Source organism: Acinetobacter sp. 251-1, from assembly GCF_030329305.1.
In the GTDB taxonomy this organism is placed as follows: domain Bacteria; phylum Pseudomonadota; class Gammaproteobacteria; order Pseudomonadales; family Moraxellaceae; genus Acinetobacter; species Acinetobacter piscicola_A.
Genome location: NZ_JACANS010000011.1, coordinates 51,192 through 68,686, shown reverse-complemented (window position 1 = coordinate 68,686; position 17,495 = coordinate 51,192). Strand labels below are relative to the sequence as shown.

Annotated in this window: 15 protein-coding genes; 7 read left to right on the top strand and 8 right to left on the bottom strand. The window is 38.0% G+C overall.

The window, feature by feature from the left end:
* Nucleotides 1–14 precede the first annotated feature (14 nt).
* Nucleotides 15–2,168 carry a fatty acid oxidation complex subunit alpha FadB gene (gene fadB, locus HX129_RS10620; RefSeq protein ID WP_130074456.1) on the top strand — a complete coding sequence of 718 codons (2,154 nt, stop codon included), beginning with the start codon at nucleotides 15–17 and terminating at the stop codon, nucleotides 2,166–2,168.
* 12 nt (nucleotides 2,169–2,180) lie between these two features.
* Nucleotides 2,181–3,353: an acetyl-CoA C-acyltransferase FadA gene (gene fadA / locus HX129_RS10615; RefSeq protein WP_180044962.1), complete on the top strand. Its 1,173-nt coding sequence runs from the start codon at nucleotides 2,181–2,183 to the stop codon at nucleotides 3,351–3,353.
* A gap of 45 nt (nucleotides 3,354–3,398) precedes the next feature.
* On the opposite strand, the gene HX129_RS10610 is transcribed toward fadA, so the two are convergent.
* Complete coding sequence (locus HX129_RS10610; RefSeq protein ID WP_180044963.1) at nucleotides 3,399–4,751, bottom strand: hypothetical protein; 1,353 nt, start codon at nucleotides 4,749–4,751, stop codon at nucleotides 3,399–3,401.
* A 142-nt stretch (nucleotides 4,752–4,893) separates the two neighbouring features.
* Complete coding sequence (locus tag HX129_RS10605) at nucleotides 4,894–5,646, bottom strand: hypothetical protein (RefSeq protein WP_180044964.1); 753 nt, start codon at nucleotides 5,644–5,646, stop codon at nucleotides 4,894–4,896.
* 187 nt (nucleotides 5,647–5,833) lie between these two features.
* Between HX129_RS10605 and HX129_RS10600 the strand changes: the two genes are divergently transcribed.
* On the top strand, nucleotides 5,834–6,535 hold the full coding sequence (locus HX129_RS10600; RefSeq protein ID WP_286434631.1) for a DsbA family oxidoreductase: 702 nt from the start codon (nucleotides 5,834–5,836) through the stop codon (nucleotides 6,533–6,535).
* 87 nt (nucleotides 6,536–6,622) lie between these two features.
* Here HX129_RS10600 and HX129_RS10595 read toward each other — a convergent pair whose 3' ends face one another.
* Nucleotides 6,623–6,823 carry a dodecin family protein gene (locus HX129_RS10595; RefSeq protein WP_130074449.1) on the bottom strand — a complete coding sequence of 67 codons (201 nt, stop codon included), beginning with the start codon at nucleotides 6,821–6,823 and terminating at the stop codon, nucleotides 6,623–6,625.
* 736 nt (nucleotides 6,824–7,559) lie between these two features.
* Here HX129_RS10595 and HX129_RS10590 point away from each other — a divergent pair.
* A complete protein-coding gene (locus HX129_RS10590; RefSeq protein ID WP_180044966.1) occupies nucleotides 7,560–7,790 on the top strand; it encodes a hypothetical protein in 231 nt (76 codons plus the stop codon).
* Nucleotides 7,791–8,018: 228 nt separating this feature from the next.
* Nucleotides 8,019–9,155 (top strand): hypothetical protein, encoded by a 1,137-nt coding sequence (locus HX129_RS10585; protein WP_174493475.1) that lies wholly within the window; start codon nucleotides 8,019–8,021, stop codon nucleotides 9,153–9,155.
* Between the two features lie 116 nt (nucleotides 9,156–9,271).
* Here HX129_RS10585 and htpG read toward each other — a convergent pair whose 3' ends face one another.
* The 5 genes from htpG to HX129_RS10560 all read right to left on the bottom strand — a co-directional run bounded on the left by htpG (nucleotide 9,272) and on the right by HX129_RS10560 (nucleotide 15,249).
* On the bottom strand, nucleotides 9,272–11,203 hold the full coding sequence (gene htpG / locus HX129_RS10580; protein ID WP_130074446.1) for a molecular chaperone HtpG: 1,932 nt from the start codon (nucleotides 11,201–11,203) through the stop codon (nucleotides 9,272–9,274).
* A gap of 105 nt (nucleotides 11,204–11,308) precedes the next feature.
* A complete protein-coding gene (locus HX129_RS10575; protein WP_130074529.1) occupies nucleotides 11,309–11,656 on the bottom strand; it encodes a lysozyme inhibitor LprI family protein in 348 nt (115 codons plus the stop codon).
* 177 nt (nucleotides 11,657–11,833) lie between these two features.
* Nucleotides 11,834–12,439 (bottom strand): OmpW/AlkL family protein, encoded by a 606-nt coding sequence (locus HX129_RS10570; protein ID WP_286434630.1) that lies wholly within the window; start codon nucleotides 12,437–12,439, stop codon nucleotides 11,834–11,836.
* 328 nt (nucleotides 12,440–12,767) lie between these two features.
* Nucleotides 12,768–14,183, bottom strand: coding sequence for a Na+/H+ antiporter family protein (locus HX129_RS10565; RefSeq protein WP_286434629.1), 1,416 nt, complete (start codon nucleotides 14,181–14,183; stop codon nucleotides 12,768–12,770).
* A gap of 196 nt (nucleotides 14,184–14,379) precedes the next feature.
* On the bottom strand, nucleotides 14,380–15,249 hold the full coding sequence (locus tag HX129_RS10560; protein WP_286434628.1) for an alpha/beta fold hydrolase: 870 nt from the start codon (nucleotides 15,247–15,249) through the stop codon (nucleotides 14,380–14,382).
* Between the two features lie 118 nt (nucleotides 15,250–15,367).
* Between HX129_RS10560 and HX129_RS10555 the strand changes: the two genes are divergently transcribed.
* Together HX129_RS10555 and HX129_RS10550 are read left to right on the top strand one after the other, a co-directional pair.
* Nucleotides 15,368–15,856 (top strand): PaaI family thioesterase, encoded by a 489-nt coding sequence (locus tag HX129_RS10555; protein ID WP_171457488.1) that lies wholly within the window; start codon nucleotides 15,368–15,370, stop codon nucleotides 15,854–15,856.
* A 145-nt stretch (nucleotides 15,857–16,001) separates the two neighbouring features.
* Nucleotides 16,002–17,495 (top strand): UvrD-helicase domain-containing protein, encoded by a 1,494-nt coding sequence (locus HX129_RS10550; protein ID WP_174493479.1) that lies wholly within the window; start codon nucleotides 16,002–16,004, stop codon nucleotides 17,493–17,495.

The window sequence follows — 17,495 nt, the reverse complement described above, 5'->3', positions numbered from 1 at the left end:
AAGGAGATCAGGGCATGATCCACGCTGGCAATGCCATTACCGTCCAAATGCTTTCGGACGGAATTGCAGAATTCCGCTTTGACTTACAAGGTGAGTCGGTTAACAAATTCAACCGTGCAACGATTGAAGACTTTCAAGCAGCCATTGCAGCCGTAAAAGCTGATAGCAACATTAAAGGTTTGATCGTCACTTCAGGTAAATCTACCTTTATCGTAGGTGCGGATATTACTGAGTTCGGTGAAAACTTCGCTCAAGGCGAAAAAGCGATTGTGGATTGGGCGATGCCTGTTCACGAAATCTTCAATTCATTTGAAGATCTAGAAATTCCTAAAGTTGCTGCGATCAATGGTATTGCATTGGGCGGCGGTTTCGAAATGTGCTTGGTTTGTGACTATCGTGTGATGTCGGAAGCTGCAACTGTAGGCTTACCTGAAGTGAAATTGGGCATCATCCCAGGCTTCGGTGGTACAGTTCGTTTAAGCCGTGTGATCGGTATCGACAATGCTGTTGAATGGATCGCAACTTCTGCAAATAAAAAGCCTGCTGCTGCACTGAAAGATGGTGCTGTAGATGCGGTTGTTGCTGCAGACAAGTTACAAGAAGCAGCGATTGATCTTGTAAAACAAGCAATCTCTGGTCGTCTAGACTGGAAAGCAAAACGTCAAGAAAAATTACAGCCTGTTAAACTCGACATGCTTGAACAAATGATGGCGTTTAACTCATCTAAAGGTGTTGTTTTAGCGAAAGCAAACCCTGCGCAATATCCTGCGCCAAAACTTCTTCTTGATTCACTTCAAGCGGGTGTGAGCCAAGAGCGCGATGCAGCGTTAAAAATTGAAGCTGAAGCATTTGCTAAAGCTGCAGTAACGCCACAAGCTGGTGCGTTGATTGGTCTATTCATCAACGATCAAGTGGTGAAAAAAGCATCGAAGAAACATGAAAAAGGTGCTCATCCTGTGAATCAAGCAGCTGTATTGGGTGCTGGTATCATGGGTGGTGGTATTGCGTATCAAGCGGCAAGTAAAGGCACACCAATCATCATGAAAGATATTGGTAATCCACAACTTGCTTTAGGTATGAAAGAAGCAAATGGCTTGTTGACTAAACAAGTTGAACGTAAGCGTTTAACCCCTGCAAAAATGGGTGAAACCCTTGCACGTATCCGCCCAACTTTAAGCTATGACGAGTTTAAAGAAGTGGATATCGTGATCGAAGCGGTAACTGAAAATCCAAAGATCAAAGAAGCAGTACTTGCTGATACTGAAGCAAAAGTACGTGATAACACGATCATTGCATCAAATACTTCAACAATTTCAATCACGCGTTTGGCAAAAGCTTTAAAACGTCCTGAAAACTTTGTTGGTATGCACTTCTTCAACCCAGTTCACATGATGCCACTTGTAGAAGTCATTCGTGGTGAAAAAACTTCTGAAGAAGCGATTGCAACGACTGTTGTTTTAGCTCAAAAAATGGGTAAAACACCGATTGTTGTCAACGACTGCCCAGGCTTCCTCGTCAACCGTGTATTGTTCCCTTACTTCGGTGCGTTTGACCTTCTTCTGAAAGATGGTGCTGACTTCCAACAAATCGATAAAGTGATGGAAAAATTCGGCTGGCCTATGGGTCCTGCTTACTTGATGGACGTTGTTGGTATCGACACGGGCGTTCATGGTGCAGAAGTGATGGCGGAAGGCTTCCCTGACCGTATGAAACCTGATTATAAAGGTTCAATCCAAGCGATGTATGAAGCAAAACGCCTAGGTCAAAAGAACGATGTCGGTTTCTATAAATACGTTCTCGACAAGAAAGGCAAGAAAGCAAAAACTGTTGATCCAACAGCTTATGAAGTGATTGCTCCAGTCATTACTGGTGAAAAACGTGAATTTGATGCACAAGAAATCATTGACCGTATGATGCTTGCTTTCTGTAACGAAACTGTTCGTTGCTTGGAAGACAAGATCGTTGAAACTCCAAATGAAGCAGATATGGCGATGATTATGGGTGTAGGTTTCCCTCCATTCCGTGGCGGTCCAGCACGTTATATCGATCAAACTGGTGTTGCTGAATACGTTGCGCTTTGCGACAAATATGCACACTTAGGAAAAGCTTATGAAGCGCCACAATTGTTGCGTGACATGGCTGCTAACAACAAAAAATTCTACGGTTAAGGAGCAACGTGAATGGCTACTTTAAATCCACGTGACGTTGTCATCGTTGATGGCGTACGTTCTGCAATGGGTAAAACCAAAAACGGTATGTTCCGCAATGTACGTGCTGACAGCTTATCTGCTGAACTCGTTCGTGCTTTAGTTGCTCGTAACCAATTTGATGTCAACGAAGTTGAAGATGTCATCTGGGGTTGTGTCAACCAAACTTTAGAACAAGGCATGAACATTGCCCGTAACATCGTGTTATTGGCTGATCTTCCTAAAACTGTGGGTGGTCAAACTGTAAACCGTCTTTGCGGTTCTTCTATGCAGTCGATCCACACTGCTGCGGCTCAAATTGCAACCAACCAAGGTGATATTTTCATCATTGGTGGTGTAGAGCACATGGGGCATGTGGGTATGATGCACGGTATCGACCTTAACCCTGAAGCATCTAAGCACTATGCAAAAGCGTCTAACATGATGGGCTTAACGGCTGAAATGTTAGGTCGTATGAATGGCATTAGCCGTGAAGAGCAAGATGCGTTTGGTGTTGAATCTCACCGTCGTGCTTGGGCTGCAACTCAAGAAGGTCGTTTCAAAAATGAAATCATTGGTGTTGAAGGTCATGATGCGAATGGCTTTAAACAACTTTGCGATATTGATGAAGTGATTCGTCCAGATGCTAACCTTGAAGCGTTCCAAGCATTACGTCCAGTATTTGATCCTAAAGGTGGTACAGTCACTGCTGCAACGTCTTCTGCGTTGTCTGATGGTGCGTCTGCAATGTTGCTCATGTCTGCTGAACGTGCGCAAGCTTTAGGTCTTAAGCCACGTGCTGTAATTCGCTCTATGGCGATTGCAGGTTGTGATGCTGCGATCATGGGTTATGGTCCTGTTCCTGCGACTCAAAAAGCGCTTAAACGTGCTGGTTTAACAATGGATGACATCCAAACGATTGAGTTAAACGAAGCGTTTGCTGCTCAAGGTCTTGCAGTAATGAAAGGCTTGAATATTTATGATAAACAAGACAAGATCAACTTGAACGGTGGTGCGATTGCATTGGGTCACCCATTGGGTTGTTCTGGTGCGCGTATCACAACGACATTACTTAACGTAATGGAGCAACAAGATACGCAAATCGGTCTTGCGACCATGTGTATCGGTCTTGGTCAAGGTATTGCGACTGTGATCGAACGTGTTTAAGATTTAAATACGTGAGAAAAAGAACCCCGCTCATTGCGGGGTTTTTTATTTTCTTAAATTTTTCAATTCATTCTGTGCATCTTCATAGCTAAATGCAGTAGGCTTCAAGTGATCAACATAATATTCTAACATTTCAATCTGATTAGCGCGCATTGCTTGCATACACTGCTCTTTAACAGGACTGCGATCTGACAATAAATCCGCATGTACACTTATCATTGTAATCATAGAATAAAACTCATCGTCACTCACCAATTGAGAATTTTTTACGCGTAGTAAAGGAATTTTTTCAGCATACATTGCACCACAATGCTGTTGATAATTGTCCATGACTTTTTGAAAATCAAATTTAGACAGTATTGCTGTATCAGTAACAATCTTATGGCATGCCTTCATCTGCTTCTCAAATCTAGGCTGATACCAAGCCTGATCCTGTTTCAAAAATGCATTTAAATGGGGATCTGCAACCAAAGTTTTCGTTGTGCACTGTACTTCATCTGTACCAATTAAACCTGCTTGTTCAATCCATTTTTGTACATTTCCCATATCATTCAACTTATAAAATGCATAGGTCAAACGTTCAGCTACCGCTTCTTTTCGAATGACCTCATCAAAATCTATATGGGGATATTTTTTATGAAATTCATCTGCTAATAATTGATTGTCATAAAGCTGACTATATGATTTTACTCTGCTTTTGATGCGTTCAACATCATTAAGTTGTATCGCACTTATCAACTGATATGCTTCATTGGAATAATCAAATTGTGTGATGAAAACAGGCAATATTTGTTGAAATAGCAAATCATCATGTAGAGAATCATTTTTATAAATTTTTTTAAATATCTTATTAAACTCTTGGTTAATATAAAAAATTTTATGATTAGCTTCGGGTGAATAATGCAAATCATATTTTAATAAACGTATTAATGGCACAATTGGCAGATACGCATGTGCCATACTATCAGGATTTTCATCCAATTTATTAAGCAACTGCTGAGTTGCGCCCTTTAACTGTTCAATATCAGATTTAGAATAGGCTCGTTCATCATATAAACTTTTCAGTGAGCGATAGATCAAAATCTCAAAATCTCGTACGATTTCTCTCGCATCTCCTTTAAGTAGCTTTTTTTCTTGCTGTACCCATTCAAGTTGGTTATTAATGAGTGTCTTTTGGCATTGATCCATGAGTTTCAATGGAAAATAAGGTGTAATGTCTGGGTCTAGTAAGTCAGCATGATAAGAAGATACTGTATTACCATTTTGCAAGTCTTCGTGTTGATAACTCTTCAATTCCTGATATTGATACACCTGTTCATAATTTTGACAATTTTGTTCTAAATCTACAAGCATCTGATCAACAACGAGGGCTTTCGCCATGACTGATTGTGTCATCATCAGAAACATACCAAATAATATTATTTTGTTAGGCTTGAACATAACTGTACTTTTTAAATTTTTATGAAGTCCTGATTATATTGAAAAATGAGTTGTTCCCAACCCATTTTCACGTTGCTTTCATGCTTCGTTTTAATATAGCTTAATCGATCTCCCCTTCAATCTCTGCTGCATTCTGTTTTTTCTTCTGTTCAATCTCTTTATTTAACTTTAAAACGTCCTGATACAACGCATTAAACTGCTTCACTTGCGCATCTTTTTGCAACATGATCTGCCCATTTTCCTTATGCCACTCATTATTTTTTAACAATACAAACATCTGCTCCGTCTTATCTAAAATTTGCAATTCCAACACAATCAAAGCACTTTCCTGATCCAACTTTAGATTTTTCTCTAACTTCTCTTGCAAAGGCTGCTGCAATGCAGGATCAATGTGCAAGGTCTTGACCTTTGCCAATGCATCTTGCTTATCTGCCAAATTTTGACGCTGATACTGAGTCATGATCCTACGCACGGCTTGTAACATCTGTTCAGTTTCAACAAACTTCTGCTTACGGTCTATATCCAAACGGTTCACATCTAAGACATGATTCCACTTTGCCGCTTCTAAATCCCTTAAATAAGTATTCCGAGTTTCAATATTTTGCAGCCAATAATTTAAAACAAACTCAGACAAAACCTTATAATCACCACTTAAACGTGCATCATGTACATCCATTGTGACAGGCTTAGACCAATCCTGCGCAACTTCATATAAAGTCTGCATTTTTTCAGTCATGACCACATCAAACATTTGCCGTTGTGCCTCACTCTTTTTCAACTGGTAATGCTCATAGCCAAAATATGAAACAATACCGACAATGATCAGGGTCACAATGCTAATGATTCTGCGCATAAATAGCTCTTTCACAAGGGATAATCGCTAGATTAACCGAAATTTCATAAACTGTATAATTTTCATGCAAACTTATAGATCATCTGTATGCAACGCACTTGCCAAAACATCAATCACGAAAAAATGCTTTAAATCCTGAAACGATAACGCTACCCTCTTATCCAATTGAGCAGTTTAAGGAATTCCCATGCGTGTAGATATTTGGTCAGATATGGTTTGTCCATTTTGTTATATTGGCAAAAAACGCTTAGAAGCAGCAGCACAACAGGTAGGTATTGAAATTGAAGTACATTGGCATAGTTTTGAGCTTGATCCTGAAGCGCCAATTCGCCAAGAAATTTCTAACTCTGAACGTCTAGCACAAAAGTATGGTCGTACATTGGCTGAAGTCGAAGACATGCAACGTAATATTGCAACGATGGCACTCGAAGAAGGCATCCAATTTAACTGGGAAAATGCCAACTCAGGCAATACCTTTAATGCGCACCGCATTATTCACCTTGCACAAAGTAAAGGTTTAGGCTCAGAAGCAGAAGAAGCTTTTTTCTACAGCTATATGACGCAAGGCTTACCCATTGGCGAGCGTGAAACCATTGAAGATGTGGCAGCACGAATTGGTTTAAACCCCGTAGAAGTAGATGATGTATTAGACTCAGATGAATTTGCAGACTTTGTCAAATTTGACCAAGAAGTTGCTCGTGAACAACTTAAAGTTACAGGTGTGCCATTTTTTGTATTTGATCAACGCATTGCGCTTGCAGGTGCACAACCTCGTGAGGTTTTTGTACAAGTACTTCAACAAGCAGTTGAAACCTGTTCAGATGAAGTGACTACGCAACAAGATGCCGTATGCACTGATCAATCTTGCGATATGCCTGATACAAAATAATTTTTAGTGTATTGCTTTATTTTTATATTTTCTTAGGCATAAAAAGCCCACATCATTGTGGGCTGTCAAGAAATTGATATTAAACACTTAATCGACCAAAAAGCTAATTTTAAGATTTACACGATATTCCGTGATTTTATTGTCTTTGATAATGACCTTTTGCTCATTGACCCATGCACCTTGCACATTTTTAATGGTTTCGGTGACTTTCGCGATACCTGAATGAATCGCATCTTCAAAACTTTTCTGACTACTTGAATTGACTTCAACAACTTTTGCGATCGCCATATCCATACTCATGATATAAATAAAAATTCATCATAATGTATTTTTAAAATTATGTGATATAGATTAAAAAATAAGCATCATTTCTATATACTATTGTCACATAAACCAAGATATGCATATAGTTTGTAAATTTATACACCCAATCTGTATATTTATTCACCATTTAAAATAAATATTGTATGACTATTTTATGTCATTTTTTAACAAAACTTTGTTAAATAACAACAACTTCAAATCTAAATTTTGTTAAAAATTTATATAAAATCAATTATCTTTTTATAATGCAGGTTTAAAAAAGTATTTTCATATTTACTTAAAATTTGATAAAAATTGTCACTTCATGCCATTTATTCCATTTTGTTCATCACTTTAAAGGCTATCCATATCAGTCAACTTGATATATGCTATATCTCAGAATTTAGTTTCAATGAATTCATGCGCTGTAAGTTTCTTTTTTATTTTCTTATTTTATAAGACTACAAATCCTCCTTTATGGGGGATTTGTAGTTTCTGCTAAGCTAAAAATATAACACTATCTATTTTACGTACAGAATATTCGGCTGACTGATATTCACTTTAAGTTACATATACATTCTTCACTTAACGTAAATCAATGAGAAAATTACAGCTTCTGTACAGCTTATCTTAAATGACCCGCCTATGCTCAATGATGGCTTCATGTGAATCAAACTCATCATGAATTTTCTTTTTATCCAATTTTACTAAGAGAGATATTATGACTGATACACATCAAAATTCTGATTTACATCATAGTAATTTAACCTCTGACACCTCGAACCCACAATCATCTGTAAAAAAATCACGCTTTTCACCCACAATTAAAGGCGTATTAATTGGTGCTGCTGTGGGCAGTATCCTTCCGATTTTTGGAACCTTTAGTGGTGCAGTGATTGGTGGTATTGCGGGTAAAGTATATGAGAAAAAATACTGCTCACACAAAGCTTAAAATCTCATTCTAATTTGTTCTAATGAAAGCCCCTTATTTAAATCCGATCAGGGGCTTTTTTATGTCAAATTGCGACATGTTTTGATTTTGTAACCAAGCTGCAACTTGTTTTTTATATGTCGGTTATTTCCTTGAAAAATCCACTATACTTTTTTACATAACCATCAAATTAACAGAGTGGTTCATATAAATATTTATTTTAAATCAAATAGTCGAAGACGGAATATTATGGACAAAATTACATCCCCCGTTGCATGTTATCAAGCCACAATACTGCTATTAAGCTGTTTGGCTAGCATGTATAGCTATGCTGAAGATGGAAATTCCGCTAAAACAACAACCTCATCTATTTATATTCCGTCACCTCAGCTTGAAAGTGACTTTAATATTTTAGAATATGTTCCCAAACTCTTGGACATGACACCGACTGTACTCCCTGCTCAATCAGATGAAGTCACCGTTCCCCCTACAGAAGACACTGAAAATGCCACATGGATTGATCAAAAACAAAAAGGTATTCGTAACTGGGCTGACCGCACTGCAAATCATATGAATCATTGGTTTGGTGAAACTGATCCCGCTGAACCCGCTTCAGCGACCTTACGTATTTTATTAGATAATCGTTGGAATGAACATGATGGTTATGATGTTAAACCACGTATTCGAGGAAAAATTAAATTACCTGCATTAGAAAATCGTTTGAGCTTAGTATTTGGTGATGACGCTTTGGACAATGAAATCAATAATAACATTGCCATTACCAATGAAAATCCGAATGGTAATCCTGATAAATCAATAGATGGAAAACGTATTCGAGATGATAACAGCTCAATTGCATTACGATGGTCGCAGCTGTCTAAACGGCTCCCTTTTGATGTAGATGCTGATTTGGGTATTCGTTCTGGAGATGATGTCTATGCACGTTTAAAAGCTGAAAAAGATTGGAAGCTTGAGCATGATTTTACCTTTCATGCTGAACAAATCTATCGCTATGGTATTGATAGTGAAAATTATCTACGCACAAATTTAGAACTGACTCATGCACGTCCAAACCAAGCCTTTCTTTCTAATCAATTTAATCTGACCTATGCAGACGAGCAAGATGATGATTTAACGTGGGACAACCGACTTTATCGTCAACATCAATTCTTTAAAGGCAATCGCTTTAACTACGGTATATATACGGGTGGTTTTTATAATAATGATGACCTGCGTTTAAACAGTTGGGGACCTTTTGTGTCTTGGCGTCAACCGCTTTGGCGTGAATGGTTTTATGTACAGGGGGATTTAAACTATTTTAATGATCATCGTGAAGACAAAAGCCATTATCCAAGTGCATTGGTACGACTTGAGGCACTTTTTTAAAATGTCTATATAACATTTTTAACTCTCTGTGGATAACTTCTCACTTATCCACTTTAAATAATCTAGTCGTATAAAAAAGCCCATCGTTTCGATAGGCTTTTTTTCAATATAATGACTTATTTCAATAATAAATTATTAATACGCTTTACATATTCAGCAGGATCATCAGGTAAACCACCCTCTGCAATCACCGCTTGATCGAAGATGACATTCGCCAAATCATCAAACTGCGCTGAACCTTCTAATTTTTTCACTAAAGGATGCTCAGGGTTGATCTCGAGAATCGGTTTAGACTCAGGTACAGCTTGTCCTGCTTGTTTCAACATACGAATCAATTGCGGAGAAAGTTCACCGTCACCCGTTACCAAACACGCAGGAGAGTCAACCAAACGCGTTGTGACACGAACTTCTTTGGTTTTAGCTTTGAGTGAGTCTGATAATTTATCAACCACAGGCTTAAATTGTTCAGCTGCTGCCTCAAGCGCCTTCTTCTCTTCAGCGTCCTGTAAGTCACCTAAGTCAACCGCACCTTTTGCGACGTTTTGCATTGGTGTACCATCAAACTCATGTACAAACTCCATTGCCCACTCATCTACACGATCACCCATTAACAATACGTCAATGCCTTTTTTCTTAAACACTTCAAGCTGTGGCGAGTTTTTCGCAGCTGCTAAACTGTCCGCAGTAACATAATAAATGGCTTTTTGACCTTCTTTCATGTTGGCTTTATATGCCTCTAAAGAAGTGTTGATTTCATCATTTGTCGATGTTGCAAAACGAAGTAGTTTTAAAATGCGGTCACGGTTGCCCATGTCTTCGCCTAAACCTTCTTTGATCACTGAACCAAATTCAGTATAGAACGTTTTGAATTTTTCTTGATCCGCTGCATCTTCAGATTTTGCCAAAGCATCCAAAGTTGTAAGAATACGACGTGTATTGCCCTCACGAATGGTTTTGACATCACGACTTTCTTGCAATAACTCACGGCTGACGTTTAATGGAAGATCTGCACTGTCGACCACACCTTGTACAAAACGCAAATAATTTGGAATCAGGTTATCTGCATCATCCATGATAAACACACGTTTTACATAGAGTTTGATGCCTGCTTTGGCTTCACGTGTAAAAATATTGCTCGGTGCCTTACTTGGAATATATAACAATTGAGTATATTCAGTACTACCTTCAACACGGTTATGCGCCCATGCCAATGGTGCTGCATAATCATGCGTTAAATTTTTATAGAACTCAACATACTGTTCTTCTGTCACTTCTGATTTATTACGGGTCCAAAGTGCACTTGCAGAGTTAATCGCTTCCCATTCATCCGTTTTGACATACTGACCGCCTTTAGGTTCTTCACCTTCTGCAGTCTCTTCTTCCTGCCAAACTTCTTTTTGCATTTCGATTGGCAAACTGATGTGGTCAGAGTATTTATTGATAATCTGCTTAACTTTGTAACTTTCCAGATAATCCAAAGCATCATCACGTAAATGCAAAATAATATCTGTTCCGCGTGAAGCCTTATTAATCACTTCAACTTCAAAATCACCCGTACCGCCACTCATCCAACGTACAGCATTACTTTCAGGTTCACCCGCACGGCGTGATTCAACTGTAATTTTTTCAGCAACAATAAAACCAGAATAGAAACCTACACCGAACTGACCAATCAGTTGTGCATCCGCTTTTTGATCCCCTGAAAGTTTCGACATAAAGTCTTTGGTACCAGATTTGGCAATCGTACCGAGATTATCAATCGCTTCTTGTTGTGTCAGACCAATACCATTATCTGAGATAGTGATCGTTTTCGCTTCTTTGTCTAGGCGCACACGTACATGTAAGTCAGGATCATTCTCATAATATTCAGGATGATTAATCCCTTCAAAACGTAATTTGTCACATGCATCAGAGGCATTAGAAATCAATTCACGGAGGAAAATTTCAGGATTTGAATACAGCGAATGGGTCACTAAATGTAAAAGCTGCGCAACTTCTGCTTGGAAGCTATGTTTTTGTGCTGCTTGTTGTGGATTCTGTTCACTCATAAATCACTCCTTAAATTCATAACACTTTTTTATTGAATGCTTTAGAAATGGAGTGACTTAAGAATATTTCAATAGTAAAATTAAAAAATAATTGATAAAAAATAACTAAAATGGACCTTGTTTATAAACACGTTCCATATACATATCGAGTTTTTGCTGACGCATTTTATAGACATCGGTTAAGCAGGTCACATTGTCTCGACACTGATCCCGTAGTTGTAACCATTTGACTTGTTGATCTTGAATTGCGCCTCGTGTGCCCATAGGGACTAAACGACGAATAATGTTATACGTGGTTGCCATTTTGACATCTGCATCATTTAACACCCGATGCTCACAAACAGCGTGTTCCGTTTGAGTTTGTGCATGTTCACATTTAAAACTTGCTGCATAGGCATTTGACATTAAACTTATGCCACTAAAAAGCACAGCGCTATATAAAAATAATTTCATCATCTTACAGTGCTCTTTTTCCCAATTCATCTTCAACTAGCATAAAAAAATTATGTCACTTTTAATATGATCTTTTATCTCAATCTGGTTATTGTTATCGATTTATTTTTGACCATCAAAATGAAAAAACCTCAGACGAATCTGAGGTTTTTAACATTGTATAACTTAATTCTAAGCTTAGAATTTGTAGCTATAACCTAATGTATAAACGATTGGATCGATGTCTAAATCGAATTTTTTAACACCTGTTGCAGCTGCGGCAGCATCAGTTAAAGTTACTTCTGGGCTTAATTGCGCATAACGTGCATCAAAGAATACACCCCAGTTTTTGGCATCAGCAGGTTTAAAGTTCACACCGATTTGCCCCGCAAAACCAAAGTCTTCTTTTACATCTTTTGCTACACCAGACTCATCCCATGCAACAAACGCAGTACCACCTACACCGATGTATGGTGTAAAAGGTGTTGAGTTTTTAAGATTATATTTAAAAGTTATTGTTGGTGGTAAATGTTTAATTTTTGCAGCTTTTTCACCATTTAACAAAACATCATGACCAATTGGTGTAGCCAATAACAATTCAGCAGAAAGGTTATCATTGAAAAAATATTCTACAGATGGTGTAAATGCATACTCATGATCTGCTTCTACAACAGCACCAGGTGCAAGTGCAGTATCTTGTGTTGGTGCAATTACAGAACCACCGACTTTTACCTGAAAACCAGCTTCAGCAAAAGATAAAGTTGAAATCCCCATTAATGAAACAAGAGCAATTTGTTTTAACATTTTTCAAACCCCAGTAAAAAAATAATTATATTAAATATTAAACACAGCAATTATATTTGATGCAAGTCTCATTTTAAAATATTTTGTAATATTATTTTCAAGTCACTGAAAAATTAAATATTATATTTTTATTCCTAGTAGAGTACTTGGTTTTAATATTATTCATATAACAAGATTAAATATAGTTAAAATATGCTTTAAATATAATGATAATTAAATTTGACTATTTTAACATTTATATTTAATGATGACATCTTTACAAATAATTCTCATTTCTATAAATCAAAAGTTTAAAGATGCCATCACACTTGAAGAAAGGATTTAAAGCTTAAAGCGTCATTGCTGCGATCCAGCCAAAGATTAATAAAGGAATATTAAAGTGGATAAACGTCGGAACCACCGTATCCCAAATATGATCGTGCTGACCATCTACACCTAAGCCTGCTGTTGGTCCTAAAGTTGAATCTGATGCTGGAGATCCTGCATCACCAAGGGCAGCTGCCGTACCAATTAGTGCTACTGTTGCCAATGGAGAAAAACCAAATTGAACACACAATGGAACATAAATCACAGCAAGTACAGGCACACTCGAGAACGATGAACCAATGCCAATGGTTACAAATAAACCGATAAATAGCATCAAGAAAGCAGCAAGTGCTTTATTATCCCCGATAATATGTACAACACCATTGACTAAGCTATTGATATCACCTGTATGGGTCATTACTGATGCAAAACCTGCAGCAGAAATCATGATAAAACCCACCAATGCCATCATACGCATACCTTGTACAAAGACATCGTCAGCATCTTGCCATTTAAAAATACCTGATGCAGAAAGTACCGCGAAACCAACCAAACCACCCAAAATCATTGAACCAGAATACAGTTGAGAAACGAGTGTGAGAGCAATCGCAAGTAAAGCCATTAAAATAGTTTTTGTTGCAATTTTAGGTGCTTGTTTGGCTTCATTTTCAAGCTCAATAGCATCCGCTTTTAACTCATCCACATTGACTGCACGTAATGGTTTATCTAAGTCAATGTTTTGTACTGTTTTAACCTGACGGTCTACATATTCTCGTGGTTTACGATAGCTAATAAACACTGCCACTAAAGTACCAATGACCATCCCTAATACAGGAATTGCCATACCCATTGGCATCATCCAACGATCTACATGCAAGTTATATGCCGCACCGATTTTGTTAATATTTCCCATTAAAATTTGTTCAAGGAAAATGGCACCAAAACCCACAGGTAAAAAGATATATGTTGCAACCAAGCCCAAAGTTAAGACACATGCCGCAGCACGACGATCTAACTTAAGATGGTTCATGACTTTTAATAGCGGTGGTACAAGTACAGGGATAAAAGCAATATGTACAGGAATTAAGTTCTGTGAAAAAATCGCAGAAATCAATAAAATAAATAACAATAAGTATTTTACTTTACGCGCTTTACTGTGGGTTGCTTCTCCCCCCAATAAGCCAATTAATTTATGTGCCAATAAATCAGGTAAGCCAGATTTTGATAAAGCCAATGCAAATGCACCTAATACTGCATAAGCTAATGCAACTTCAGCACCATCACCTAAGCCTGCATTAAATGCTTCTACAGTATCTTTTAAACTTAAACCTGCAACTAAACCACCAACTATTGCTGAGATAACCAACGTTAAAACAACAGAAACTCGTGCCAGTGATAGTATAAACATCATGGCAATCGCGATAACGACAGCGTTCATGGAAAAATTTACGATAATTTGAAAGTTTATATTTTAGCAGATTCATTACAATCGCTGTGATTCTTTAATCAGATTACATCCGAACTTAAAAGTTTCAGAATAAAAAGCCTGAGTGATCCTATTTAGAATCAACTCAGGCGAATGATAAAATATTCAAATGTTAAAAATTTTAAACAATAATTTTCATTTAATAATTTTAATTATTTTTAGTGGCAAATTGCGCAATATAAGCTGCAATTTCTTGTGGGCGACTCAGCACTGCCCAATGGTTGGCATCAACGTCGACACGTTCAAAATCTGCCACCCATTTTGGCATTTCATCGATCAGTTCAGGACTTACAAATTGATCACGCTTTAGCACCACAGCTTGTACAGGACATACTGCATGTCGCTGACGTGGTTTCAACAAACGTGGCACAAAGTTAGCGCGATACAATGCAATACCATGCTCACCATCTTTAGAAATATTTGGATTGAGTGGTAAATCTTTGGTTTTTTCAAGCTGGCTCAACACTTTCCCCCAGCGTTCAGGATTAAAGAAATGCCAAACTGTTGGTGCAAGGATCGGAAGCTGGAATGCCACAATGTACCAAGACTTAATTAATTGTTTAAAAAATTTACTTTTTTGATGTGTAAATTGATCACGCATCCAAAAAGCGGCATGGTCTAAACATGGTCCAGAAATCGTCGTATAAGACAAAATACGATCTTTAAATTTTGCTTCAGTGACCGACTCCCATGTTTGGATTGAACCCCAATCATGTGCAGCCAAGTGAAAATTACGATTAGGTAGGAGTTCATTTACAACGCACTCTAAATCTAAAGACAAACGCGGTAAGGCATAATCACGAACACGTTTAGCAACTGAAGACTGCCCTGCACCTCGCACATCATAAGTTACAATGTAAAATTCTGTGATAAGTTGCTCAATTATCGGCTCCCAAACTTCTTGATTATCAGGATAACCATGCACCAAAACTAAAGCAGGCTTTTCAGGCTTACCCCATGTTTTTGCAAAAAGTTTTTGTTGATCTTGCGTTGAAATCCAATGAGTTTGTGCTTGCATTTGAATACCTTTTTTGTTTTTACATTGACTTTGCAATGACTGTACTGCGCATTTTGATCAATGTCACATCACCATTGATTATTTATTATGAACTAAAACTATCAAACTAGAATTGACCATGATCAATGTTATCAAAAAACTACAGACAATCCCTTTTATCTCTAAATTCTTTCTCAACCATTATTCACCTTATAAAGGTGCAGGCATTGAGATCGAAAAGATAGATCTGAAAAACTATTATGTGCGTGTGAAAATGCCATTAACACATAAAAATCAGAATATTGTCGGCACACACTTTGGCGGCAGTTTATATTCCATGATTGATCCATTTTACATGTTAATTTTAATGCATCATTTGGGTGATAAATACATTGTATGGGACAAATCTGCCACTATTCAGTTTTTACTGCCCGGTCGTAGTACCGTTTATGCTGATATTCGTTTAGATTTTGCAGAAATTGAACATGTCAAAGCATTGGCTGAAAATTTTGCACCTGTACATCGTACTTATGTCCTGAATATTTTTGATGAATCAGGCTCAAGAATCGCTGAAGTACATAAAACGATTTATATCCGTAGAAAGAAACCGCGTGCATTTCAGCAATAATCTATAATTTTCATTGCATGAGAAAATATTCTTTTTAGTCGAATGCATCATTGCTTGCGCTCATCAAATTTAAACATCTTTCTTGGTTGATTTTTGCTATGATGCAGCGTCCCCTTTGCGATTTCTTTAAAGATTTTTTAATACTGTGCCTGACATTTTTAAACCAACCTCAGAACAAAGCTTTGCAATTGCTGAAGCACAAAAAGGGCAATCCTTTAAGGTCATTGCCTATGCAGGTACAGGCAAAACCACCACATTAAAACTGATCAGTGATGCGATGCCACAGCGCCGTGGGATGTACTTAGCATTTAATAAAGCCATTGCCACCGAAGCACAACATAAGTTTCACCGCAATGTCGACTGTCGTACATTCCATTCATTGGCATTTCGCAGCGTTCCACGTGGAGTAACGGATAAACTCCGTTTACCACGGCTTAGTCCAAGTTTTATTGCCAAAGAATATCGTTTGATGCCAATTACACTGCGTCGCATGATGGGCGGACGTTATGAAAAATATGTGTTGATGCCAAGTCGTTTGGCGAGTTTGGTTGCCAATGCCGTCAGCTATTTTTGCTCTACGAGCTCTCAGTACCCTGCGCCGCGCCATATTCAAGCACCCAGTTGGCTCCATCCTGATGATATAGAAAGCCTACAACAACACCTTTATCCTGCGGTTGAACGGCGTTGGTTAGAATCTATTGATCAAAATCATCAAGCGGGTATTGGTCATGATATTTATTTAAAATTATGGGCATTGTCTGATCCAGTCATCCCTGCAGATTATGTTTTATTTGACGAAGCACAAGATGCTGATCCGCTGATGCTCGGTATTTTATTACGTCAACGCAGTACCCAAGTAATTTATGTGGGCGATGCCCATCAACAAATCTACGCATGGCGTGGTGCAGTGAATGCCATGCAGCAAATGCCCTTACCTGAGTCCCGTTTAACCACTTCGTTTCGTTTTGGTGAGTCGGTTGCCGAGGTTGCCAATAGTTTATTGGGTGCCTTAAATGAAACGGTTCCTTTATTGGGCAATCCAGAACTAAGATCCTCAGTAGTGAATAAACCGCATACCAAAATGCGAGATGCGATTTTATGCCGTACCAATGCCCGTGCAATGGAGTTGTTATTGTCAGGTTTAGTACAAGGCGATAAAGTCAGTTTACAAGCTGACCATGCGCGCTTAAACCGTTTTGTCGATGCAGCAAGTTTACTCAAACAAGGTAAACGTGTGACCGATGTTCCCGAACTAGCGTGGTTTAACTCTTGGCATGATGTACATGAATATTGCGAAACCAATGATGGTAGTGATATTAAGCCCTTGGTGAAATTGGTCGATGATCATGGTACAGAACCACTCAAAAAAGCACTTGCCAAAATTACCCCAATAGAGCAAGCTGATTATGTCATTTCGACTGCACACAAAGCCAAAGGTTTAGAATGGAATCGAGTGCATATCGAAGATGATTACCAATTTAAAATCAATGGACTTGAACATAAAATCAGTGATGAAGAACTGCGTTTACTGTACGTGGCATGTACACGTGCCAAACTCAGTTTAAATATCCATCACATTTACGATCTCATTCAACAGTTAAAAATCAAAAATCCGTTAAAACACCAAGCAACTGCATAA